This is a genomic window from Paraburkholderia sp. GAS38, from assembly GCF_050434965.1.
Lineage (GTDB): Bacteria > Pseudomonadota > Gammaproteobacteria > Burkholderiales > Burkholderiaceae > Paraburkholderia > Paraburkholderia phenazinium_A.
Genome location: NZ_JBNDJO010000025.1, coordinates 62,192 through 86,996 on the forward strand (window position 1 = coordinate 62,192; position 24,805 = coordinate 86,996).

The following is a 24,805-nucleotide window of genomic DNA, read 5'->3' on the forward strand; positions in this document are numbered from 1 at the left end:
ATGTCCCAACTGGCGCTTCTTCCCCTTGACGAACCCGAAGCGGAGCACCGACCTGAAGACCTTTCCTCGGCCGCACTCGCATCGAGCGACTCGTTGCAACCGGTCAACGACTTTCCCGCCTTTGATGAGATTCGGCATGGCGATCTATTAGCTCTTGCCTTATCGACGAACACGACCAGACTGACGCATGGGCTTCATCGTTTCCCGGCAAAGTACATTCCCCAAATTCCCCGATGGGCCATGCGACAGTTCACGACGCAAGCCAGCGTCGTTTTAGACCCATTTATGGGGTCCGGAACAACCCTCGTAGAAGGGTTATGCTCGGTGAACCAAACGTTTGGAACCGACATTGATCCCCTCGCCAGACTGATTTCGGCCGCCAAGACCGCAAAGTACAACGCCCAAAGACTGGCGCGTTTGACGGCGGTCCTGCTCGAGGCACGAAAAGGCCCAAAAGGCGCTTTCGTCCTTCCGATGTCAGAGGTGAAGAACGTTGGTCACTGGTTCAATGACGAGGCGTGGCAAACGCTATCCAGTATTTTCGCGGCAATTGAGCGTTTAGACTGCTCCGAAACAGAGCGAAACTACTTCTTTTGTATTTTCAGCTCGATTTTGCGGTGGGTATCAAACGCTGATGACCAGACGCAAAAAACATACGTCTCGGGGACCCTCAAAAAAAATCCACCGCCTGTTTGGGAGACGTTCGAGAAAGCCTTAATAAAATCGTTAAATGCAGTCAAGTCTTTAGATGACCAACGGGGGCCCGGGGCTGCCAGCCTGCTCGACGGATCAGCCCTGTCGATACCGCTCCCAGACGGTGCGGTTGACCTCGTTGTAACGAGTCCTCCCTATCTCGACTCGGTGGACTATATGTACAATTTTATGCTTGAGTATTTTTGGCTCGGGCCAAAAATAGGGGTACCTTCTCGGTCGGACTTCAACGCTCGTCGACGCACGCCGGTCGGGGCGAAAAATCCGTTGTCTAGAGACCGGACGCTACCTCGCGAGCTTCTCGACCTCGTGAATCTCAACGAGGTCCCGGGCTATCGGAAAGAAGCAATTTTGAACTACTTCGGTGCAATGAAAGCGCATTTCGAAGAGGCGGCTCGCGTTATGAAGACTGATGGCCGCTACGTCCTGGTAATCGGCAACAGCCAAGCCCAATCCGGAGTGATTGCCGTCCACGATTGCTTGCTTCGCCTTGCTCGAAGTGCGGGCCTTCATCTAGAAAAGGCGTTCGCTTATCGCATCCGACGCCACTATATGAAGTTCCCGCGGAAAGGGCGAGGCGGAATCATATTGATGGACTGGGTGATAACCTTGCGCAAAACTGATCGCGCGATCTTACCGGTCGAAGACAGGTTGCCGTTGCCGAACATCACTATTGGGCATGACGAGGTAGCACATTGAGCGCTATATTTCCCGCTCCTCGGGTTCCGCATTTTTGGCGGGTAAATGGTTACGGTTATCCGTGTTTTTTTGGGGAAAGCCAAAACGCTAAAGAGGCGTGGGAGACGCTTCTTACGTTCTACGAATACACCGACTACGACCAACTAAAGTCATTCTGGGATTCAAAGGACGCGCCGCGCCGCCTCAGCTCGCAAGCTGTTGAGAGTTGGAAGGCGGCATTCGAAGAATTCGGTCTCCTTTTCGTTCAATCCAGATCCAACGTAATATCAATTACGCCAGCGGGTGCTCAATTACGCAATGCCGCCGAGCGGGGGGGGCGAGAAGAATTTGCATGGATAGGCCTGAAGCTCCTACTGCGGTACCCCTTGCGTGGATCCCGACGATCGAGAAGCGACTCGCATCGAACTGCTGACCTTCTACTCTACAGATTTTTGTACGGAGCATTGCTCGATTTGGATGGCTATGTTTGGCGCACTGAACTGGAGCGGATATTATGCCGAGTGTTTCGGACCGAGGAAGGACGTGACGCTATCGATGACGTTAAAACATTGCGTGCAAGTCCTGAATTGCTCGGACAGGTACAGCTGCCTGCTGACAAACGCGCGGGGGTCTTTTACAACTCAATTAATCAGGTCGTCGTGCACGCGGGAATGAATCAATTGCTCCTCGGAAGCGAAACGTTGCAAAGTCCCTACGGCGTCACCGAACCGAGGCAGCGAAACTTGATTCGTCAGGAATGGCTAGGAATGGTCCGGCGAGCGCTCTCGGATAATGGTGACGCTGATCAATGTGGCACTGGGGGATATGCCATTGCCAGATTACCCAAAGCACCCGTTTTCACCGACGAAATTGACTACTTCGACTACCTTGGTGCAAAGGTCGAGCCCATGAGTAGCAGTATAAGTGCGCCTTTGTCTAGCATGAGCTTGCAGGGTGAAATCGTGTTCTTTCTCGATTTGAACGCCCAATATGTCATCGAATCGGAGACAGCGATCATTGGGCCCATCAGCGCTCTTTGTCAAATTGCCCGGGGCCAACGCTTGATACTAAGCCACGACGAACGATGGACTTATAAAGTTGTCGAGAAGCAGCTCACCGAGGCGGACCGGGTGGTCGTTCAAGTGCAACGCGCCAGACCAATATCTGACATGGCGATTATTCGAAAGCTTCGAGGAACCGACGATGCCAAACCTTAACGAGTCTGAACTTGTGGAACAGGGCGGCATTCCTCCCATCGATTTCCATGGATCAATAGAGCGTTTGCGCGAGATTGCAGAGTACGACTTGGAAGTACCTGCCGACTTTAATGAGCGGCTTTCAGACGCTGTAAAGGGCCTCGTAATACCGGAACACGTGCTTCGTGCTGCGTCGGCGGCTCTGCGCGTGGGACACGTCGTTTTACAAGGACCGCCTGGAACTGGCAAAAGTTCGTTGGTGAGAGCACTTGCCGAAGCGTTCAACGTGTCAACGTTCGCTGTCACCGCGCATGAAGATTGGACAACTTACGATGTCATCGGGCGCTTGGAACTTCGCCTAACTGAAGACCGAAAAGAGGAAATCACGCCCGTTAATGGCGCTTTGACAGAAGCCGTTATCCGGTGCGGAAACCATATTGTCCAACATTTCGACGAGCCATCCAGCCCGCAAGCTGAGTGGCTCATTATCGACGAATTAAATCGTGCCCATCTCGACAAGGCGTTCGGCGAGCTTTTCTCGGTGCTGGGGACCGACGATCTGGTTCCGATCAATCTGCCGCATCAGCAGGATGGGAATCGGGAGCTGGTGATTCCGCGTCGTTTTCGAATTGTTGCCACACTGAATTCGTATGATAAGCAATTTGTGCAAAGTCTTAGTCAAGCAATACGCAGGCGTTTTACCTTCATCTCTCTAGACTCGCCTGCGCGACGTCCAAAGGATATTCCGTGGGTGTATGACCCCGAGCATCAAGCACCTGCCATTCGGGAGTTCTCTTATGTCATCCAACGAGCGGCGGCGCGTGTCGCGAGGAGGGAGCATTCGATGGATCACAAAGGTGCCGACGAGACAGAAGTGCATTTGCTGGGGCAGCTCAAATCGCTGCACGTTGGCCGTATAGGCTTACTTTTTGATGTCGTAGAGGCAGTGAGGTATGCGGAGGACGGTAGTGAGATACCTCATCTACCGATTGGGACCGCGCAATTACTCGACACGGTCGAGTTGTTCCTGACTCGCAACATCCAGGATGCGTCGGCGGGCGGCGACCCGGATCAACAGATTGACTGGGCGGCGGCAGTGAAGCTTGGCTCGCTATTCGAGTCCGACCTTCTGGGACCTGAACAATTGACTAGATTCGCGCAGAGCTTGTCGTCTCCTTTTTCGGGCCAATTTAGGCGGGAGTTGCTGACTATTGCTTCGTCGGGAATGCACTTTGTTCCGAATCAATGAATTTCCCAAGGGCAGCCGTTTCCTCATCGAGGCGCTACCTTTGGTGGCAACGTATTTCTCCGGCGCGACAGTTGACATCGCGGCGAGCGAAGTACTGCTCGGTGAGGATTCCGATGCCGAAGCTCAGCGCTTTGCATCGCAAGTTAGATTGCGCCATGCACTCGCATGCTGCCAAGAGTTGATCGCTTTGGTGCACTCGATCGAACAGCGACCGTCGAGCCTGAGCCGCGTCGTCCGTTCTGAAACAAGGGGCGCTATACGCGGTAGGCTTGACATACCGCGCTACGTCGCCCGCAGGCCATTCGCGCTTTCATGGCCGAAAACGTACCCGATTCTTATCGCGGAGGAAGCGTGGTCAACGCCTGAGAATGCCTTAACGCAACGGGTGTTTCGCTATCTCCTGCCACGGCTCTCAGACGTCGGATTGCCGTCGAAGTCGGCGGAGGTGGCTCTCGCGCGCGAGGCTAAGGTTTGGATAAATGGCAAGTTGCGGGGAGAACCATGGCGACGCGTCGTGACGAGCTCGCCGGTGCACCGGTTGCGGATGGAGACTGCGAGGAGACTCGCTCGGCGTCAAACCGGTAACGATCGAGCCTATAAAAAGCTTATCGAGTTAGTTGATAATTGGCACCTCGCTGGGCCTCAAGCTGCTGGTTCCACTTCCTCAAAGAAATTCGTGGAGGCACTCCTCGCATTCCCGGCGGATGAGTCGTTTCTCGACCGTATTTACGAGATTTGGTGTGTTCGTGAGATCGCTGCCTGCCTGTCCCAAGCGGGCGCTCAGCTTATCGAAGGACCGGCTGAAATGTCAAAAAGCCGCTCGCATCCAATCTATACATTCCATCTTGATAAGGATCGAATCGAAATTTGGTTTCAGCGAGCGTTGCCCACCGAGGCCGCGACTTGGCGGTATGACATTAGTGGCAGGCTACTGAGGGGCATCCCGGACATCACGATAATTGCTAACGCGAAGCATTATCTATTAGTCGATGCGAAAAATCGATTAGTAACTGGGAATACGAGGTCGGAGGAGACTTACAAGATGCTCGGCTATTTTGAAAATTTCCGTTCATTACTTGCAACGCCTAATACAATTGGGGTCCTAGCGTTCGTTTCACATAACAAGTTTCATCAAGCTCTTAAGGACCAAATGGGCCGTCGACTTGCAATGATTAGCGCTGATCCGGACAACGCGGAAACGTGCCAATTCAATGCCCAGTTTAGTGAGATTCTGACCACGTGGTTAAGTCAATGGCGTAGCGAGACGACCTAAACCAGCTTGAGGTCGCCTATATATAGGTCTCGCGAAACATTCTTATGCAGGCTTAGTAGTGCTTATGTGTTCCAACATGACGACCTTTTGCAATGCAAATTTTGGGCGCCTTTCCCTGCGGATGAAAATTGCGGAGTAACTCGAGTAACGGGAGTAACACCCTTGCGGGGTAACGCGTTCGCCGTTACCCGCCCGTTACCCCTCGCGCTTTCAAGAGTAACAAAAACGAAAAGCGTGGCCGCAGCCCCTGACCGGGTTCGCTCTATCGCTGGCTTCGCCTCAGGTTTCGCCTACCATGTTGGGGGCAGGGCCGAACGTGTCGCGCCTCTCGCGTCCGGCATTCGCTTTTCGCGGCGGGAGGCCAGGCGGTGGCACTGGCTTGGCTTGACGAGCGGCGAACTGGACGCTCGACATAAACTGTATGCTTTTCGCATACACGGACGCGTCAGTTTTGAGGCGGCGGCCGAGGGCGGATTTTTCGTGCTTAGCCGCGTTGCGCGTTAGCGATATTTGGCTGGGGGCACTTTTGGGGGCATCTCTGCCTGCTCAATGCGGTGGATGGTTAGCTGTATTGCGGTCGGGAGTTCGATCCTCCATTTTGTGTGAACACAGCGCCGAGCACTCCACTGGGGCATCTTTTGATGAGCGCATGGCCTCGGAGACCGCTTGATCCTCGAAAATGCTGCTTGGGCGGCGGAGTTCAGCCAACAGAGGCGTATAACACGTGGAGCAAATGGGCGACTACGGTTGCGACGACCTCGATCCCACCCGTCGTCGCGTTAGCTTTCCTGCCACGGCCGGCCGCTCGCGAACAGGTGAACGGTCCGCGTGGCATCACTTCCGCGACTCAAACTCGATCTGCGCTTGCTCTAACATCCACGCCTCAATTTTGTCGTGCCACATACGCAGAAGATCGAGTGGACGGCGCCGGTAGTGTTTCTCGGCGATTGCCGACGGCTTATGTCCTTGGATTTGGGCAACGACGCCGACAGGAACTTCGACCCACTCTGAAAGCGTACCGAACGATCGTCGAAGACCGTGGAGCGAGATATGCGGCAAGCCTGTCGGTCCCAACGCGCGATTGTGCGCGTGACGCGGCTCCGCTATTTTCCCATCCGACGCCGTTTTGCTGGTGAACACCCACTCGGATGGCTCCCACTGCTCGCCCCTTTCTGCGAGACGAGCGGCTTGGCGCTTATTTGGGGGTATTTCGTTCAGACGCTGAAGGTTCCGCAATAGGCTTGCCAAGTAAGGGGTGAGCGGAATAGTCCGGCCGCCAGTGCCTTCCACTTTGTCGTTCATCGTCAGACTCCGCCACCGAAAGTCCACGTCTTCCCAGCGCAATGCGGCTAGTTCCTCCCGACGGGCTCCGGTTATCAGCAGCCCTTGTAGGTACGCGCTGATGACTGGATTTACGATGCCACGTACCGCGCTAAACCAAACAGACAGCTGCTCGCGCTGCAGACAGTCGTCCTTCGCGGCGCTGCGAGGGAGAATGCCCTTGACCTTTGGCGAAGCATAGGCGTCTTGGTGGATGATGCCAGCGTACGTCTCGTGAGTGTCGCACCATCGAATGAACGCCTTGAAGAGGCCGAAGGCATGCCCGGCATTCGTTGGTCCCCTGGGTATTTCGACCTCGAGCCACTCGGACATCGACGTTGCCGTGATCTCGGTCAACCTCCGCGGCATGAGCGGAGCCAATGGTCCACGCACTTTTTCTTTGCCGCCGCGTTTTGCCATATCTCCACCGGGCGACGAGAGGTTGATATGGTCGAGGATGTATCTCTCCGACCGCGGCTTCTTCGTCTTGGGCGAGATCTTTGTTCGCAGATGCTCCAGGTAATGCTCCCACGCTTCACCGACGGTTACGTCCTGACGGCGCTTCGCTGCCTGCCGGGCTTCGTGTGCGGTCTTTTGCTCCGCCTGCTGTTCGCGCGGATCAACGCCGCCGTCGATAAGCGTCTGGAGACCGCGCGCTCGCTCCTGAGCTTGGTCGATCGTCCAGCTCCGCGGGTCGCCGATCGTAACCCGCACGGTTAAGCCATGGATCTTCCCTTGGTAAATGTAAGCCTTCGCTCCCCCAGTCGTGGCTCGCAAACCGAGTCCGGGAGTCTTGCTGTCCCAGAGAAATGACTGCGACTTACCCTGTTCGCAGCGATGCGCCTCAACCCGAGCCGCAGTGAAGTTTACCTTTGCCACCTAGCCTCCTTGCTCGTAAGCCGGCAATCTCATGTAACCGCCATGTAACCGAATTATGCGGCAATAAAGGTATGCGGATCAACATCGACAAGAAGCTTGGTAAGCATAAATCGTTGAAATACAATAACTTATGAAATCAGATCAACTCGGATCTATCTCAAGGAATGCCGACTTGTTCGTATTCGCAATGCGAAGGTCGGGAGTTCGATCCTCCTCCTCTCCACCACGAAGCCATTTAGAAACACCGCACTACGTCTTCGGATGTCGTGCGGTGTTTTGCATTTGGGTGGCCGCTTTTCGCATGTTGCCGCGTGGAGCCGATCTGTGGCGAGAAGCGATTTGGCGAAGCGCTGGATATCGTCAACGTGCGGGGATGGTACACATAAAATAATCTGTGCAACAAAAAACCATATAGCACATGGCTATGATGTATTTTCACTAGGTTACAAATCAACCACTTTTACGCCCTCCTCACCCCATCCCCACCGCACACCCCGCCTCCGCCAACGCCGCTTTCGCATGACCGCGCAAATCCTCAGTAGCAAGCGGCGCGTCCGGACTGCGCACCCACGCCGCAATCCGCAACCGCGCGCCGCCTGACTTCGAATAACTCGCCACCGTGACCACCGGCGCAAGCGTTGTCCCACTCAACACCCGCGGCTCGTCCGCCACCAGCTTCTTCAACTCGCCGATCGCCGCATCCACATCCTTGCGCTGCGCCAGCTCCACATCCACTTCAATACGCTGTGTGCCGCCGGTACTGTAGTTGATGACCGGATTGCTCCAGATCTGGCTATTCGGCACGAACACGGCGTTACCGTCGCTGCGCTCGATGCGGGTGGTGAAGAGCCCCACCTCCCGCACGATGCCTGCGGCCGCACCGCTGCCTTCGATCACGTCCCCGGCGCGAAACGGCCGCAGCATCAGCAGCATGATGCCCGCCGCGATGTTCTGCAGCGTGCCCTGCAGCGCCAGCCCGATCGCGAGGCCGGCGGCGCCCAGCACGGCCAGCACGCTAGCGGTCGCGATGCCGACCTCGCTTAGCGCGGCGATAAACGCCACTACGCGCACCGCCCACGTGCCCATTGCCTTGAGCATGGGGCCGAGCGTGGGATCGGCATGCGTGTGCGCAAATGCCCTCGCGAACAGCGTGCCAATCCGGTTGGACAGCCACCAGCCCACGGCGAGAATCAGCGCGGCGGCAACCAGGTGGAGCACGTCGTACGCCACCGTCACCATCAGTGACGGTTGGACATGCAGGAGTCTTGTCAGCAGGTCGTTCATGGGGCGCTCTCGTTATTCTCGCGGGGGATATATTCCCTGACGTCCTTTGGGCGAATATGTTCCCGTGCAACGAAACGAACCCGCAAGAGAAGCACAAGCGTTCGCGTATTCATCGCATCCCGCGCATAAAATGCCGGTGTTTTATGGTCAGGACTACCGCGCGGTAAGCATTGCGCGTCATGTTGACCGGCTCGCCGCAGACGGTCAGGTTTTCTGATTGGCGCGCACAGCGCCGAACAATTTCCTATCCTTAAGATGACGACCCGCGTGAGCGTGGACGCATCGCAAGGCGGCGGAGGCCCTTATGAAAGGCAGCCAGTTGACCGTGTTCGCGGACAATCAGAGTCATCGCAAGGGTCACAAGACGGTCGTCGAGTGGATTCTGGAGCAGACGACGCAGGCCGGCATCGAGGGCGCGACGGTGATTGAAGTGAGCGAGAGTATCGACGTACACGGCAAGTACCACGCAGCGCGTTTTTTCGAACTGGTCGATCAGCCGGTCGTGGTCACGGTGGCGTCGGACGATTCACGTATCGATGCGCTACTCGATCACCTGCGGCGCGGCGGCGTGCGGCTGTTCTATACGCGCTGCCCGGTCGAATACGACGTGCTGGGAGTGAGCGAAGCAGAGGGCGGCGGGGAGTGAGTTTCGGGGGCTCGCGGGCCGCTGCCGGGCAGGCCGGCATGAGGCGGGGAGGCAACCATGAATGGCTATCAACTGACGTTCTACACAGAGAAAAACCGCAAGCATGGCCATCATACGGTGTGCGAATGGTTGCTGCTGCAGGTTCGCGCACTTGGCATCCACGGTGCGACCGTCATCAATTGTGCGGAAGGCATCGGCCATGCCGGTGCGCATCATGCTGCGCACATGCTCAAGCTCACCGATCAGCCGTTGCAGATCATCCTCGCCGTGACCGAAGAGGAGGCCGAACGGTTGCTCGAAATCGTGCGTGCCGAACGCGTGCACGTGTTCTATGTACGCTCGCCGGTCGAGTTCGGCATCATCGCCGACGACCCGCCCGACAAGCCGTCCCGACACGCTACGCTGTTTGGCCGCTCGTCGCGCCAGCCGCCGGACCCGCACGGCTGACGCGACCGCGAGCATCGCGCTATTGCGCTGTCGCTCAGTTCGCCACGTAGCCGGTCGGCGTCGTCACGTTCGCCTTGGCCACCGTTGCGTTATTCGACACCACGTACACCGGCGCTTCGGTCAGGTTGAGCGTCAGCGTGCCGTTGGTGTAGTTCATCGTCAGCGGATTGCCCATCATGTCGATGACCTTGACGGTGCCGCTCGTGCCAGGCGCATCGACGGCGAGGTTATAAGGCACGCTATACGTCGAGCTGAATCCCGTGCTCGCACTCCACACATTGTTGTTGTGGGTCCACAGCGCCGTGATCACCGCACCGTTGCCGAGCTGCTGGAACGCGTACGCATAGACACCGGAGGGCGTGCCGTTCACCGGCCCCAGCGTGTTGGTGCCGTCCAGAACGTGCGTCAGCGCGCTGACGGCCATCGCGGCCGGCTTCGGGCTGATGTCGGTCGCACCGTACGCGCCCTGTGCATCGGCGAGGTCGAAGAACGTACCGTAGCCGACTTCACCCGGGTAATCCGCACCGTAGAACACGTAGGTCTGATCCACCCCTTCGCCCAGCGTGATGATGTGGGTGCGGGCCACGACCGCGGCTTGCGCGAACAGCACGTTGGCACTCGGATAGTTCGGGCCGTACGAAGAGCCGAGGTCATAGCTGATACCCACCTCGGTCTGGAACAGTTTCATGCCGGGCTTGTAGTCCGTTGCCATTTCCGTGCGCAGCGCGCGAATCTGGCTCATCAACGAGTTGGCGACGTTGGCCGGGTTCGGATCGGTCTCGAGGCGCTCGGGCGGATGCGAAGGCGAGGTGCCCGCGTCGTAGTAGCCGTGCGTCGCGATACCGTCGATATAGTTGCCGAAGCCGAGCGACGCGATACGCTTCAGGCGCGTGGTCGTCAGCGCCGGGAAGGCGTCGGTCGGCCCCATCACCACCGCATGCGGATCGGTCGAGTGGATGCCTTGATACACCGACTGATACAGGGCGACGAAGTTGGCGTCCGTGTCGACCCAGAACTGGTTCGGCTCCCACGTCACCTGGTAGTAGTTGTTCGCCTGGTTCGGGAAATACGTAGTGCGAATCGTATTGGATTCCGTCCCTACCCGGCTCATGTAGTTCTGGTAATACGAGAGGCTCGACGGCGGGTTGGTGTCGTCCTCGAATGCACCGGTCGGGCTCGCCCAGGCGGGAATGCCGTCCAGACGGATCAGGCGCATCACCTTGCCCGAGGTATAGAACGGGTCGAGGTTATTTGCCGCGGGGTTGAAGGTGTTCGCAGCATTCGGTTCCATCGTCGACATCTGACGGTTGTCGATCGTCGACGCAATGCCGAGGTCGGCCAGCAAGGGGCCGTTGTCGTTTTCACCCTGCATGCCGAAGCGATGTTCTTCCTGATGCGCATACGTCACCGCGGGCACGACGCTGGACAGATTCGGCACCACGCCGAACGAGGCGATGCCGGTGGGACGCGTGCCGTCCGACGGCAACTGGCCGCCGTTGGCCGCCAGCGTCGCGGAGGCCGCGAAATAGCCGGCGAGCGTCGAGGTGCAACTGAGCGTGGTGGTGACGGGGCCGTTCGCGACCGGAAAGCTGCCGCTCGCCGCGACGTTGCCGAGCTGGTCGCTGACCGCCCAGTTGACCTTGTCGGCGGTGGGCGCATTGGTCACGAACACAAGCTGGAACGTGCTGCCTGAGGCAAACATGCGGGTGGCGTCGGCGCTTGGCGTGTCGGCGGAAATCAGCGGGCTGCCGGCGGCGGCGCTCGAGGTAGTGGGGGACTGGCAGGACATCAGTTCGCCGGCATTGGCGTTGGCCGTCAGCGTGGCGCTGCTGCCGTTGGTGGAGCCGCTGGTGCCGTTGTTGGCGGTCGTGCCGCTGGAGCCGCTGCCGGATCCGCCACCGCCGCCGCAACCGGCTAGCGCCAATACCAATGAAGAAAGCAATAACGGTTGGAGTTTCATCTGTGGGGCGCAAAAGTAAAAATACCGGTCCTGCGACGTCTTGCATCGGGTGCGTCGCCGCGCGAACTCAGTATTGGGTTTTGACGTCAGCAGGCGACGCCGAGGCTGGGCCTCGTGCTGTCGCTGCCTGCGGATACGGTGGTTCGAAGCGCGGTGTGTCGGAGCGCGGATGCGTCTTGCTGTTGCCGGCACGGCCTGCGGACTCACGATGGATGTCGCACAGCCTGTGACGGCGGCGAAGCATCCGGCCCGGCCGCGTGGTTTTGCGCTGATAGTCCGGTGCCGAAACGCAAAAGTAAGGTTGGTATCAACCTCAATGCAAGGCGGCCCGCGGACCTGAACTTACCGATTTAAGTGGTGGTTTGTTTTTTGCCGGGTGAATCCTACCGGACGATATTTCTTAGGTCTGCCGAAAAGACGTAACGAGCTGTAACGTATGAACAATGGGTCTCGTGACGGTGCGAATCACGCACCAGCCCTGTGAAACAGGGGTCAAACGCTATTCTGATCGTGCGCAATACAGCGTGTTTTGAGGAGAAATTGGTGTGCCACTTTTTTATGATGCACACCTAAATAATTGACGACGCGAGCAAGGCTCCAATCATCATATTTCAACTGTCTTTCATTTCGTCGGATGTGTCGGGCTTGAATCGAAGCTGGTGAGCGTGGCGGAGCGAGACGGGCAAAAGTCGCACTTGCACTAGTCGGTCGTCGTGTTTATGATTGAGTATTCACTCATTATTCAAGTTGGATCCGAAACGCGCATGGCCCGTCCGAAAAGCGAAGACAAACGCAACGCCATCCTGGCTGCGGCCACTCAGGTGATCGCGGAGCAGGGGCTGGGTGCGCCGACTGCGCGGATCGCGAAGGTCGCCGGCGTGGCGGAAGGCACGCTCTTCACCTATTTCGAAAGCAAGGACGCCTTGCTGAACGAGCTGTATCTCGACATCAAGTCGGACATGCGGGAGGTGATGATGGCTGGCTATCCAAAAGCGGCGAGCATTCGGGCGCGTTCGCGTCATGTGTGGCAGAAATACGTGGACTGGGGCGTCGCCTTTCCGCACAAGCGCCGGGCCGTCGCGCAACTGGCTGTCTCCGACCGCCTGAGCGAGCCGACCCGCGCGGCGGGCATGCGGGCGTTTGCCGACGTCAACGAGATGATGCAGGCGAGCGTCGCCAGCGGCGTGTTGCGCGATCATCCGCCGGCCTTCGTGGCGGCCATCATGGGGGCGTTGGCGGACACCACCATGGAATTCATCGAACGCGAGCCCGCTCAGGCAGAGCGGTACCGCGACGCAGGTTTTGAGGCGTTCTGGAACGCCGTCGCTAAAGGCTGAAGTTTGGCCGAGATTTTTTATGTAGTTAATGAGTGATTACATGCTCATCTAAACCGAAAGGAGTGCATCATGGCAAAGGTCTGGCTGGTTACAGGTAGCGCGCGCGGACTCGGGCGCAAGATTGTCGAAGCGGCGTTGGGCGCCGGGGAGCGGGTGGTCGCGACGGCGCGCAATCCGCAGCACCTCGCGGATCTCGTCGAGCAGTATGGCGAGCAGGTGCGCGCGGTCGCACTCGACGTCACGGATGCCGCCGCCGCGCAGGCTGCCGTCGCGGCGACGCTCGACGCGTTCGGGCGGCTCGACGTGCTGGTCAACAATGCCGGCTTCGGTCACCTCGCGCCGTTCGAGCAGGCTAGCGAAGATGACTTTCGCGCGCAGATCGACACCAACTTCTACGGCGTGGTCAACGTCACGCGCGCAGCGATCCCCATTTTGCGCAAGCAACGCAGCGGCCACATCATCCAGATTTCGTCGGTGGGCGGCCGCATCGGCATGCCGGGGTTCAGCGCCTATCAATCGGCCAAGTGGGCAGTGGGCGGATTTACCGAAGTGGTGAGCCAGGAACTGGCGCCGCTCGGCATCAAGGTCACGGCGCTCGAACCGGGCGGCATGAAAACCGAGTGGGGCAACGAAGCAAGTAACGCGCTGCCCGAACTGCTGGAGGACTATGCTCCTTCTGTTGGGGCCATCATCGGGCTGCTGGGCCAGCACGTCGGCAAGGAAACCAGCGATCCGGCGAAGGTGGCGCAGGTCGTGCTGAAGCTTGCTTATCACGAGCAGACGCCGGTGCACCTGCTGCTCGGCAGCGACGCGCTTCACTTCTTCGGCGAAGCGGACAAGGCACGCGCGGCAAGTGCCGCTGCATGGCGCGAGGTGAGCCTCGCAACCGACTTTGCTGCACCCGCTGCACTGCCGGACTTCCCACAATCCTGAGGACGGGCACTATGGCTCACTGGACCACCGACGACATGCCACGGCAAACCGGGCGCCTCGCGGTGATCACCGGCGCGACCGGCGGGCTCGGCTTCGAAACCGCGCTCGCGCTGGCCGGGGCGGGCGCGCAGGTGGTGCTGACCGGGCGCAATGCGGCCAAGGGCAGCGCGGCGCTCGCGGCGATCCGCGCGCAATATCCAGCGGCGTCGATCGCCTACGAGCATCTCGATCTGGCGAGCCTCGCGTCGGTGCGCGAGTTTGCCGAGCGCTTCGCCCGCGAGCACGACGCGCTCGATCTGCTGGTCAACAACGCGGGCGTCATGACGCCGCCCGCTCGCCAGACCACCGCGGATGGTTTCGAATTGCAGTTCGGCACCAACTATCTGGCGCATTTTGCGTTGACGGCGCAACTGCTGCCGGTGCTTCGCAACGGCCGGCAAGCGCGCGTCGTCAATCTGAGCAGCATCGCCCACAAGCTACGCGCCGCCATCCATTTCGACGATCTGCAATGGGCGCGCCGTTATGACCCATGGGCCGCGTATGGGCAATCGAAACTCGCCATGCTGATGTTCGCTCTGGAACTGCAACGCCGCAGCGACGCCAATGGATGGGGACTCCTTAGCAATGCGGCGCATCCAGGGTTCGCGCGTACGGATCTGATCGCCAACGGGCCGGGTGCGGATGGCTTCATGCAAACCGTCAACCGCCTGACGATTCAACCGCTGATGAGTCACTCGGCTGCGGCAGGCGCATTGCCTACCCTGCTGGCGGCCACGGCTCCCGAAGCGATGCCGGGCGGCTACTACGGTCCGAGTGGACTGTTCGAGCTGAAGGGGCCGCCGGGTGTGGCCGCTATCGCGCCGCGAGCGCAAGACCGGGCGGTGGCAGCCCGCCTGTGGGATGTATCTGAAGCGCTGACCAACCTTCGTTGGCCGCGTACCGAACCGGAGCAGGTGTCATGAGAGTTTTGTTATTCGGCGCAACCGGCATGGTGGGACAAGGCGTGCTGCGCGAGTGCCTGCGGGCCAAGGACGTCGAGTTCGTGCGGACCGTGGGCCGCTCGCCGACCGGCCAGCTTGACCCGCGTCTCACCGAGATTGTCCACCCGGACATGATGGACTACCGCGCGATCGAGTCGTCGCTACAGGGCTTCGATGCGTGCTTCTTTTGCCTCGGCGTGTCGTCGTTCCGCATGCAGGAGGCCGACTACAGCCGCCTGACCTACGACCTGACGCTGGCAGCCGCCCGCACGCTGGCGCGCCTCAATCCGCAGATGACCTTCGTGTACGTCTCCGGACGCGGCACCGACAGCAGCGAGCACGGCCGCAGCATGTGGGCGCGCGTCAAAGGCCGCACGGAGAACGCGCTGAAGTTGCTGCCATTCCGCGCGGTCTATCTGTTCCGTCCCGGGGTGATCGAACCGCTCCACGGCATCCAGTCCAAAACGCGCATGTACCGGTTGCTCTATCCGCTCTTGCGGCCGGTGATGGCGCTTATGCGCCTGTTGACGCCGAATCAGATCGTGACGACCGAGGAGGTCGGCCTCGCGATGCTCGCGGTAGCGCGACGGCCCGACGCGGCGCGAGCGGTGCTGGAGCCGGCGGATATCAGCGCGATCTGCCGCACGCCGGCGGGCCCGGCGGGGACGCCGCCGCTGACGCCGCGCGCAGGATAGTGTGATCGTTTGGCGCAACCGGTCTCGCCTCAGGTGGCGATGACCCGGTTGCGGCCCAGATGTTTCGCCCGATAAAGCCGCTCGTCGGCGGCGCGCAGGATAGCGTCGATGGTGTCGCCATCGCGGCCGAACTGCGACACGCCGATGCTCACGGTGAGGGCGACGCTCTTGCCGGACTGCCCCCCAAACACGCCGTTGGCGACCGCTTCGCGAATCCGCTCGGCGACCGATTGCCCGACCGCCAGCACCACCTGCGGCAGCAGCACCATGAACTCTTCGCCGCCCACGCGTGCGACGCCGTCATACGGCCGGATGGCATCGAGACAGCGCTGCACGAAGCCGCGCAAGATCTCATCGCCCACCTGATGTCCGTACGAATCGTTGATCGCCTTGAAGTGGTCGAGATCGAGCGCGAGCAGCGAAAACGGCGCGCCGCCGCGTTTCGCGCGCTCGATCTCGGCGTCCACCATGTCGATGAATTGGCGCCGGTTGGCGGCGCCCGTCAGCGGATCGGTGGCGGCGAGATGCTCGAGCTTGAGGTTGGTGCGCTTCAACTCCTGCAAGGCGCTCTCGGTGCGCGCCATCGCTTCGGCAAGACGCGCCATCAGCTCCTCCTGACTGTAGATCGTCGCGAACGAGCGGGTGGTGCGGAACGCCTGGACGACGCCGTAACTCAGCAAAAAGAACCCTGCGGCGAAGATTGCGTGAGCGAGCCACCACATGTGATTCCACGGCCGCCCCAGGATGAAGGCGAGTGAAGACAGCGCGAACGACGTCACCGAGATGCCGAAAATCTTCATCAGCGGCGAGTAGATCCGCCGCGCCAGCAGGATCGCCACATTCACGCTCGAGAGCAGCAGCGCGCCGCCTTCGAGCGACAGGCGCACCGCGAGCTCGCCTGCGATCGGCGAGTAGGCGAGGATGCCCACCGCCACATCGATTGCGAGGAACAGGGCGATCCATCCGAGCCAGCGGCGCGGCGCGCGGCGCGCGGGCACGGGATCGGGCGGCTGATGCCACGCCAGCAGCGCGACGAGCAGCAGCGCCGACATCGCCAGCCGCGACGCCGGACCGTATAGCAGGAACAGCCACATGTTGTGATGCGCCATGCCGGTGAAGGCGCCGTGCAGCGCGTAGATCAGCACGAAGGCCAGAAAGCCCAGCGTCAGCCAGCGCAGCAGGGGCTCGCCGGACGACAGATAGCATTGCCAGGCAACATAGGCGACGAACAGGCCTTCGAGCGTCGCCGCGGCAATCGCGACTTCGTGGAAGACGTGGTTTTCGAACGTGAGGGCGGGGTTCTGGAAAACGTAGAGATAGGCGATCAGGTAGGCCGGGATCAGCGCAAAGCCGGCGATCAGCAGGCTGACGTAGGCCCGGGTGACAGCCCGCACGGCTGCGGATGGCTCGTCCGCGACAACGCTTGGTGTCATCGATTTTCCTCCGGAAACCTGAACGATTTGCCGTGACCTTGCCTGCGGGCGCGGCCGTCGTGTACTCGCCGTTCGACCATTCTTCAGCTTTAATGATCAGTATAGGCATCGCTGCGGGCCATTAAGCAAAATAAGAAATGCGCCGATATACCGGATAGGCGTCTGTTACGCTACCGCTTCCAGGAATCCGCGCGCGAAGGCATGATCCGCCTCATGCCCACTGCGCTTTCTGGCCGGGCCGCGATTGCAGTCCCCGATAACGCGCGTAGGCCAACGCGCATGCTCGACACAACCAGACACATGGTGACGCGCCGACCGAATGCCGTGATTGTCATCAGCCTCGCGCTAGCCGGCGCGATCCTCGCGATCGCCATCTGGGTGCTGGCGCAGATGCGCGACGATGCCTTGCGGCGCGCCCAGGACTCGGCCAGGAACGTTTCCCTGCTGGTCGAGCGCGACGTGGCGCGCAACCTCGAACTGTACGATCTGTCGCTGCTGGCGGTCATCGCCGGTCTCAAGCAGCCGGGTGTGATGGCCTTGCCGCCCGCGATCCGTCAGCTGGTGCTGTTCGACGGCGCCGCGAGCGCCCAGGACATGGGCTCGATGCTCGTGCTGGACGAAGCCGGCAACGCCATTATCGATTCGCAGTCCGTGCCGCCGCGGCACATCAATTCCGCGGACCGCGACTATTTCGTGGTTCATCGCAATTCACCCGACGTCGGGCTGTACGTTAGCCGGCCTTTCAAGTCGAGGCTCTCCAACGCCGGCATGAGCATCGCGCTGAGCCGGCGCCTCTCGCACCCGGACGGAAGCTTCGCCGGCGTGGTGGTCGGCACGCTGCGGCTCGAGTATTTCCACCGCCTCTTTGCCGGGATGAACCTCGGCAATAGCGGCTCGATGGCGCTGATGCTGGCCAACGGCACGATGCTGATGCGGCGCCCCTACGACCCGAAAATCATCGGCATCAGTCTGGTCGGCACGGCGAACTACACCCGCTTCACGCTGCAGGACAGCGGCGATTTCTTCGGCACGGCTTCCATCGACGGTGTGGAGCGCTGGTACGCGTTCCGCCATATCGACCGCTTTCCGCTGCTGCTCGACGTCGCGATCTCCACGCGCGATATCTACGCCGGCTGGCGGCGCCGCGCCTGGATTATCGGCAGCCTGATCGGCTCGCTCGACGTGGCGATCATCGCGCTCGCGGTGCTGTTCTCGCAACAGCTCAGACGCCGCCAGGAAGTGGAAGAAGCGTTGCGGGTACTGGCCCGCACGGATGGACTGACAGGGTTGAACAACCGCCGCACCTTCGAGGAACGCGCGGAAGAGGCGTGGCTTCTGATGCAGCGCAGCGGGCGGCCCTTGTCGATGCTGCTGATCGACGTCGACAACTTCAAGGGCTTCAACGATCTCTACGGCCACTCGGCCGGCGATGATGCGCTGGTGGCGGTGGCCCGCTGCATCGACGGCAACGTCCGGCGGCCCAGCGACGTGGCCGCGCGCTACGGCGGCGAGGAATTCGCCGTGCTGTTGCCCGACACCGATGCCGGCGGCGCGGCGCAGATCGCCGAACAGATTCGCGCGGCCGTGCAGGCGCTGGTGTTGGGCCATGTCGCCAGTGCGCATCACGTGCTGACCATCAGCATCGGCATTGCCAGTACGGCGAGCCACGCCTTCGCCACCTACCGGGCGTTCGTCAACGCGGCCGACACGGCCCTCTACGAGGCCAAGGATGCCGGCCGCAACCGCATCCTCGCCTATCCGGTCGCGGCGCGTGCCGACAGCCCGGGCATGGTGACGCAACCGGGGCATTAGGCGGGCCGACGCGGGGCGCGGTGTTTTATCCGGGTGATATTGCGGTCTAATTTTACCCGGGTATAATTGACGAAAATCGATGAATGAGGATTTTCGTGATGACCCCGCAAGCAAGCACATGTACCGCCTTCGAAGGCCTTCGACGCATTGCCTCAGGCACACGCAAGGAGGTTGCGCTGGCGCTCAGGCAGGTGACCGAGCGCGGCGAACAGGCGCCGGTGCTGGTGTTCGACGACGAGACCAGTCAGCCCGTCGAATTCGACCTGCGTGGCACGGCGGACGAAGTGCTCGCAAGACTGCAGCGCGACGAGCCGGGTGCAGAAGGCGAGGCCGCAGAGTCCGTTGGGGAAGGCGCGCCTCGCGGCCGCGGCCGGCCGAAGCTCGGCGTAGTGGCGCGCGAAGTCACACTGCTGCCGCGTCATTGGGACTGGCTGAACAGCCAGTCGGGCGGGGCCTCGGTGGCGTTGCGCAAACTGGTGGAAGCGGCGCGGCTCGCGGGCGACGACAAAGACCGTATGCGTCGTGCACAGGAAGCGGCCTACCGCTTCATGACCGCGCTGGCCGGCAATCTGCCGGGTTATGAGGAAGCGACCCGGGCGCTGTATGCCGCTGATCCCGTGCGTTTCGACGCCTCAATCGCGCAATGGCCCACCGATGTGCGCGAGCATACGGCGAAGCTCGCCGCGCGGGCATTGAGCCAGTAACGCCATCGACAAACCAGCAGGCGAAAAAAAACCGCTCACGCTGGGGAAACGTGAGCGGCAAGTCGGAGAGTTACAACATCGCATGCGCAATACATGGGGTCACGCAGCAGAAGCCAGTGTAGCCAGCGGGTAATCCCCGATAAATCAGACAAATCCCAATCCCGATAAGGCTTTGCGAGACGCAGCCTTTCAACATCCTGTCCCGGTTATTCCCGCCATTAGCAGGTCAAGTCGCCCACTGCGCGGCCGTAAAAGGACTGGACGCGCTATTGCGCGTACTGTCGACGCCGCATTGGCGCGAAGCTCAGTCGAGGATGGTGAAATGAAGTGGTTCGAGCGCATGACGGTGTTGCAAAGCCTGCTGTTGGCATTCGCGATCGTGATCGGATTTTGTGCGGTGGTCGGGGCCACCGGCCTGATGACGCTAGCGTCGATGCATGACCTTACCAAGGAGATCGGCAGCCGGCATATGGACGGTCTCTACTGGATGGAAGAAGCGAACCGCAACAAGATCGATGCGGACCTCGCAGCGGCGAATCTCGGCTACGCGGAAGACGATGCCGGTCGCCGGCGTCTCGATGCCGGCATCGTCGCCTCGCTCAAGAGCATGCACGACGCCTACGATCGTTACCGGGCTACGCTCTCCACCAGCAAGGGCCAGGCGCTGTTCGCCGAGGTGCTGCGCAAGTCGGCGGTGTGGGAAGGGATCGTGCATCATCAGATTGGCGCGGAGCCGATTCCGGCGGGTGTCGACAACAAGGAACTGGTGCGCCGCGCGATTGCGTCGAGCGAAGCCTTGCGCGACAGCATCGTGCAGGTGATCGATTACCGCCGCCAGCAGGCGAGCGATGCGCAGGTCCAGGCCGCAGCCAGCTACCGGCAGATGCGTATCGTGCTGTCGTCGCTCGTGCTGGGTGCGCTCGTGGCCGGCATGCTGCTGGCGTGGCTGATTGCGCGTCGGCTCAGGCGCCAACTCGGCGGCGAACCCGGCTACGCCGCGCAGATTGCCAACCGTATCGCGGATGGCGACCTCAGCGTGCGAGTCGACACTCGCGCCGGCGATACCCACAGCCTGCTGTTCGCACTCCGCAATATGCGCGAACGGCTTGCCGGGATCGTCTCGGGCATCAGCGAATCGAGCGAGTCGATCCTGCTTGCTTCCGGCGAGATCGCCCAGGGCAATACCGATCTGTCGCAGCGTACGGAAGAGCAGGCCGCGTCGCTCGAAGAGACCGCGTCGAGCATGGAGCAGTTGACCGCGACCGTGCGGCAGAACGCTGACAACGCGCAGCAGGCGAGCGGCGTGGCGTATGGCGCGTCGGAGGTGGCGGCGCGCGGCAGCGATCTGGTGGGCGACGTGGTCGAGACCATGCGCGAACTGGCTGCGGGCTCGAAGCGCATGACCGACATCATTGCGGTGATCGAGGGCATCGCCTTCCAGACCAATATCCTGGCGCTCAACGCGGCTGTCGAAGCGGCCCGCGCGGGCGAGCAGGGCCGCGGCTTCGCGGTGGTGGCCGGCGAGGTGCGCTCGCTTGCGCAACGCAGCGCGTTATCGGCCAAAGAGATCAAGGAGCTGATCGAAAATTCGACGTCACGTGTCGGCAGCGGCGCCGCGCTCGCCGAGCGCGCCGGGCACACGATGGCCGAAGTCACCCAGGCGGTGAAGCGTGTGACCGACATCATGGGTGAAATCTCTGCTGCATCGCACGAACAGAGCACGGGCATCGAACAGGTGAACCGCGCCGTCGCTCAGATGGATGAGGTCACCCAGCAGAATGCGGCGCTGGTCGAGCAGGCCGCGGCCGCAGCGGCGTCGATGGCGGACCAGGCGCGCGAACTGAAGACCGCGGTCGCGGTGTTTATGCTCTAGGCGCCTCGGGTGGCTCCGGTGCATCAGGCGCACCGCGAGCCGTAGTTGCATCAGGCTTGCATCGGGCGCGCAAGGCCCGTGCTTGCCGCAGCGCGTCCACGAGTTCGCTTGTCAGCGCCAGACGCTCTCCGTACACTCGCGCGTAATTTAAACCACGCGTCGAACAAGGCGTCGATCGGAGTGCGCGCTTGCACGGCGGCTCTGAGAGAGGCGCCGCCCAGGCGGCAGCCACGCCCGACGCACACCACGCCGATAGAGGAGAACCCCCGCCATGGCCGATTCCTACTTCCCCCGCTGGCGCACGCAGCCGAGCGCCGCCGAGGGCCGCGTCGTCAACACCGACGAGCGGCTCGCCTGGCCGCAGATGCTGGCAATGGGCATCCAGCACGTCGTTGCGATGTTCGGCTCGACCGTGCTCGCGCCGCTGCTGATGGGCTTCGATCCGAACCTGTGCATTTTCATGTCGGGTATCGGCACGCTGCTGTTCTTTGTGGTGGTGGGCGGCCGGGTGCCGAGCTATCTCGGTTCGAGCTTCGCGTTCATCGGCCTCGTGATTGCCGTGACCGGCTACGGCGGACACGGTCCCAACCTGAACATCCCCGTGGCGCTCGGTGGGATCATCGCGTGCGGCGTGGTGTACGCGATCATCGGGCTGATCGTCGCGGCGGTCGGCACGAAGTGGATCGAAACGCTGATGCCGCCGCTCGTGACGGGCGCGATCGTCTGCGTGATCGGCCTCAACCTCGCGCCGATCGCCGTCAAGGGCGTGAGCGGCAGCAACTTCGATTCGTGGATGGCGCTCGTCACCGTGCTATGCGTGGCCGCCGTGGCGGTGTTTGCGCGCGGCATGCTGCAGCGGCTGCTGATTCTGGTGGGCCTGCTGGTCGCCTACGTGATCTATGCGATCGTCACGAACGGACTCGGTATGGGTAAGCCCATCGACTTCTCGATCGTCGCCAACGCCGCCTGGTTCGGCATGCCGCACTTCACCGCGCCGGCGTTCAACGCTCAGGCCATGACGTTGCTCGCGCCGATCGCCGTGATCCTCGTCGCGGAAAATCTCGGCCACATCAAGGCCGTAAGCGCGATGACCGGCCAGAACCTCGATCGCTACGTTGGCCGCGCCTTCATTGGCGACGGTCTCGCCACTATCGTCTCGGGCTTCTCGGGCGGCACCGGCGTCACGACTTACGCGGAAAACATTGGCGTGATGGCGGTCACCAAAATCTACTCGACGCTGGTGTTCGTGATTGCCGCCGTGATCGCGCTGGTGCTCGGCTTCTCGCCGAAGTTCGGTGCGGTGATCCAGACGATTCCCGGGCCGGTGCTGGGCGGCGTGTCGATCGTGGTGTTCGGGCTGATTGCGGTGACGGGCGCGCGCATCTGGGTCGTCAACAAGGTCGACTTCTCCGACAACCGCAATCTGATCGTCGCCGCCGTGACGCTCGTGCTGGGCGCGGGCGATTTCTCGCTGAAGCTGGGCGGTTTTGCGCTCGGCGGTATCGGTACCGCTACCTTCGGCGCGATCATTCTGTACGCGCTGTTGCGTCGCAAGCCGGCGCAGCAGCCAGCGGTGTGAGCGTGCCGGTCACGCGCGCGCCACGCCGCGCGTGATCAAGGCAGTCTCCGACAGATCCACTTCGCGCATCAGCTTGTTGAGCGTCTCGTCGTTGATCTTCTGCTCGTTGCGCAGCGCAAGCAGCACCGCGCGTTCGGCGCGCATCGCCGCCAGCTTCATCTGAAACTCCAGCGCTTCCGCGCGCCGCGCCTGCTCGCTCGGCGCGGTGGCTTCATCGCCGAGGGTGGCCAGACGCCGGCGGTAGATATCCATCACGCGCGCCGCCACATCCGCGGCATAGGCGAAGGCCGATTCGTCGAGGTCGGCGCTGGCGGTCTCATGCAGACCGTCGATGGCGCGGATCGCCGCTTGCGCCGCGAGCTTGCGGGCGAGCCGTTCTTCGGCGGCGTTCGGATCGCGCCCGCGCCGCCAGCCGCGCAGCAAAAGCGGCAGCCCGATCACCGCTATCAGCAGCGACGCCAGAATCACACCCGAGGCGATAAAGATCGCGAGATCGCGGCCAGGCAGTGGAACGCCGTTGGGCAACGTCTCCGGCAGCGACAGTACGCCGGCCATCGTCACCGCGCCGCGCACGCCGGCCACGGTCGTCACCGTGACGGTGCGCAGGCCCGGCACCGCGCTGCTCATCCCCTGTTTGGCCGCGCCGCGACTGGCGAACCAGCGCAGCAGCCAGACCCACACGAAGCGCAGCGCGTACAGCGCGAGCGCCACCGCCGCGATATAGCCGATCAGCCGCGCCATCTGTTCGTTGCTGGTCTCGTGCGCATCGATCAGCGCGCGGCCGAGGATATGTGGGAACTGCAGCCCGAGCAGGATGAACACCATGCCGTTGAAGACGAACTCGATCATCGTCCACGTGCTGTTGGCCCGCACGCGCGCCGAGACTGGCCCCGCATTCGCGATGCTGGTGTAGTTCATCATCATCCCGGCGGCCACGGCGGCGAGGATGCCCGACCAGCCGAAATGCTCCGCAAACAGATAAGCCGCGAACGGAATCAGAAGCGTCATCACGACGCCCGGCGCGGGGTCGCCTTCCTCGGTGACGCTCAGAAAGCGTGCGGACGCGAAGCCGAACAGCCAGCTCACGGCGGCTCCCGTCGCCAGACCGCCCAGGGCGATGATCACGAAGCTGACCGACGCGTCGCGCAGCGAGAACACGCCGGTCAACGCGGCGGCAATCGCGAACTTCAGCGCGACGAGGCCCGACGCGTCGTTCATCAGCGCCTCGCCTTCGAGGATGTGCATGAGGTTCGCGGGAATCCGGTTCTTGCCGGCGATCCCGGTCAGCGCGACCGCATCGGTCGGCGACAGCACGGCGGCGAGCGCAAAGGCGACCGGCAGCGAAATCTCCGGCACCAGCGCATGCACGAAGTAGCCGACCGCCAGCACCGTCATGAACACGAGACCCAGCGCGAGCAGCAGGATCGAGCGCCGCGCCATGAAGAACTCGCGTTTCGGGATGCGCCATCCATCCGCGAACAACAGCGGCGGAATGAAGAGCATCATGAAGATTTCCGGATCGAAGGTGACGTGCAGGCCGAGCCTCGGCCACGCGAGCAGCGCACCGAGGGCGATCTGCACGAGCGGCAGCGGCAGCTTGAAGGGCAGCACGCGGACGCCGACACCGGAGACGGCCACCGCGAGCAGGAGAATCAGGACGGTGAAAACAATTTCCATCTGGCAGGCCCGTGAACACCAGCGCGAATTTTAGCCCGAGGCCGCGCCTGGCCGGCGCGAGGTATGCAGCGAACGGCCGGATTGCGCCGCGCCGCGTGCGCTCCCCAATAGCCTTTGCCGGCTAAGGGTCATGCACCCG

Annotated in this window: 19 protein-coding genes; 14 read left to right on the top strand and 5 right to left on the bottom strand. The window is 61.5% G+C overall.

Features of this window, described 5'->3' with window-relative positions:
• From P3T42_RS36305 to P3T42_RS36320, 4 genes are read left to right on the top strand one after another with little or no spacing between them, the layout of a single operon-like run.
• Positions 1–1,410, top strand: coding sequence for a hypothetical protein (locus P3T42_RS36305; protein WP_429308752.1), 1,410 nt, complete (start codon positions 1–3; stop codon positions 1,408–1,410).
• Positions 1,407–2,606, top strand: coding sequence for a hypothetical protein (locus P3T42_RS36310; RefSeq protein WP_429308753.1), 1,200 nt, complete (start codon positions 1,407–1,409; stop codon positions 2,604–2,606). Before P3T42_RS36305 ends, P3T42_RS36310 begins: the two co-directional genes overlap by 4 nt.
• On the top strand, positions 2,593–3,834 hold the full coding sequence (locus P3T42_RS36315) for an AAA family ATPase (protein WP_429308754.1): 1,242 nt from the start codon (positions 2,593–2,595) through the stop codon (positions 3,832–3,834). Before P3T42_RS36310 ends, P3T42_RS36315 begins: the two co-directional genes overlap by 14 nt.
• Complete coding sequence (locus P3T42_RS36320; RefSeq protein ID WP_429308755.1) at positions 3,818–5,107, top strand: hypothetical protein; 1,290 nt, start codon at positions 3,818–3,820, stop codon at positions 5,105–5,107. The genes P3T42_RS36315 and P3T42_RS36320 overlap by 17 nt, the downstream gene beginning before the upstream one ends.
• Positions 5,108–5,941: 834 nt before the next feature.
• Here the strand turns inward: P3T42_RS36320 and P3T42_RS36325 are convergent.
• A complete protein-coding gene (locus tag P3T42_RS36325) occupies positions 5,942–7,306 on the bottom strand; it encodes a tyrosine-type recombinase/integrase (RefSeq protein WP_429308756.1) in 1,365 nt (454 codons plus the stop codon).
• A 471-nt stretch (positions 7,307–7,777) separates the two neighbouring features.
• The gene (locus P3T42_RS36330; protein ID WP_074301025.1) at positions 7,778–8,590 is read right to left on the bottom strand and encodes a mechanosensitive ion channel family protein; all 813 of its coding nucleotides are present in this window, start codon (positions 8,588–8,590) and stop codon (positions 7,778–7,780) included.
• Positions 8,591–8,894: 304 nt separating this feature from the next.
• Here P3T42_RS36330 and P3T42_RS36335 point away from each other — a divergent pair, with 304 nt between their 5' ends.
• Together P3T42_RS36335 and P3T42_RS36340 are read left to right on the top strand one after the other, a co-directional pair.
• Positions 8,895–9,236, top strand: coding sequence for a DUF190 domain-containing protein (locus P3T42_RS36335; RefSeq protein ID WP_074301024.1), 342 nt, complete (start codon positions 8,895–8,897; stop codon positions 9,234–9,236).
• Between the two features lie 57 nt (positions 9,237–9,293).
• Positions 9,294–9,683, top strand: coding sequence for a DUF190 domain-containing protein (locus P3T42_RS36340; protein WP_074301023.1), 390 nt, complete (start codon positions 9,294–9,296; stop codon positions 9,681–9,683).
• A 34-nt stretch (positions 9,684–9,717) separates the two neighbouring features.
• On the opposite strand, the gene P3T42_RS36345 is transcribed toward P3T42_RS36340, so the two are convergent.
• Positions 9,718–11,643 (bottom strand): hypothetical protein, encoded by a 1,926-nt coding sequence (locus P3T42_RS36345; protein WP_429308757.1) that lies wholly within the window; start codon positions 11,641–11,643, stop codon positions 9,718–9,720.
• Positions 11,644–12,407: 764 nt separating this feature from the next.
• Between P3T42_RS36345 and P3T42_RS36350 the strand changes: the two genes are divergently transcribed.
• From P3T42_RS36350 to P3T42_RS36365, 4 genes are all read left to right on the top strand, one after another.
• A complete protein-coding gene (locus tag P3T42_RS36350) occupies positions 12,408–12,980 on the top strand; it encodes a TetR/AcrR family transcriptional regulator (RefSeq protein WP_074301021.1) in 573 nt (190 codons plus the stop codon).
• A gap of 69 nt (positions 12,981–13,049) precedes the next feature.
• Entirely contained in the window at positions 13,050–13,913 is an 864-nt protein-coding gene (locus P3T42_RS36355; protein ID WP_429308758.1) for an SDR family NAD(P)-dependent oxidoreductase, read from the top strand.
• An 11-nt stretch (positions 13,914–13,924) separates the two neighbouring features.
• Positions 13,925–14,875, top strand: coding sequence for an oxidoreductase (locus tag P3T42_RS36360; RefSeq protein ID WP_429308759.1), 951 nt, complete (start codon positions 13,925–13,927; stop codon positions 14,873–14,875).
• Complete coding sequence (locus P3T42_RS36365; protein ID WP_429308760.1) at positions 14,872–15,588, top strand: NAD-dependent epimerase/dehydratase family protein; 717 nt, start codon at positions 14,872–14,874, stop codon at positions 15,586–15,588. The genes P3T42_RS36360 and P3T42_RS36365 overlap by 4 nt, the downstream gene beginning before the upstream one ends.
• A gap of 29 nt (positions 15,589–15,617) precedes the next feature.
• On the opposite strand, the gene P3T42_RS36370 is transcribed toward P3T42_RS36365, so the two are convergent.
• Complete coding sequence (locus tag P3T42_RS36370) at positions 15,618–17,021, bottom strand: GGDEF domain-containing protein (RefSeq protein ID WP_074301017.1); 1,404 nt, start codon at positions 17,019–17,021, stop codon at positions 15,618–15,620.
• Positions 17,022–17,321: 300 nt separating this feature from the next.
• Between P3T42_RS36370 and P3T42_RS36375 the strand changes: the two genes are divergently transcribed.
• The 4 genes from P3T42_RS36375 (at position 17,322) to P3T42_RS36390 (ending at position 22,989) form a co-directional block, all read left to right on the top strand.
• Positions 17,322–18,833, top strand: a complete 1,512-nt coding sequence (locus P3T42_RS36375) for a sensor domain-containing diguanylate cyclase (protein ID WP_429308770.1) — start codon at positions 17,322–17,324, stop codon at positions 18,831–18,833.
• A 98-nt stretch (positions 18,834–18,931) separates the two neighbouring features.
• Positions 18,932–19,537 carry a DUF2239 family protein gene (locus P3T42_RS36380; protein ID WP_429308761.1) on the top strand — a complete coding sequence of 202 codons (606 nt, stop codon included), beginning with the start codon at positions 18,932–18,934 and terminating at the stop codon, positions 19,535–19,537.
• Positions 19,538–19,859: 322 nt separating this feature from the next.
• Complete coding sequence (locus P3T42_RS36385; RefSeq protein WP_429308762.1) at positions 19,860–21,410, top strand: methyl-accepting chemotaxis protein; 1,551 nt, start codon at positions 19,860–19,862, stop codon at positions 21,408–21,410.
• A gap of 271 nt (positions 21,411–21,681) precedes the next feature.
• Positions 21,682–22,989: a solute carrier family 23 protein gene (locus P3T42_RS36390; RefSeq protein ID WP_074301014.1), complete on the top strand. Its 1,308-nt coding sequence runs from the start codon at positions 21,682–21,684 to the stop codon at positions 22,987–22,989.
• A gap of 9 nt (positions 22,990–22,998) precedes the next feature.
• Here the strand turns inward: P3T42_RS36390 and P3T42_RS36395 are convergent, their stop codons facing one another.
• On the bottom strand, positions 22,999–24,666 hold the full coding sequence (locus tag P3T42_RS36395) for a Na+/H+ antiporter (RefSeq protein ID WP_429308763.1): 1,668 nt from the start codon (positions 24,664–24,666) through the stop codon (positions 22,999–23,001).
• Positions 24,667–24,805: the final 139 nt, after the last annotated feature.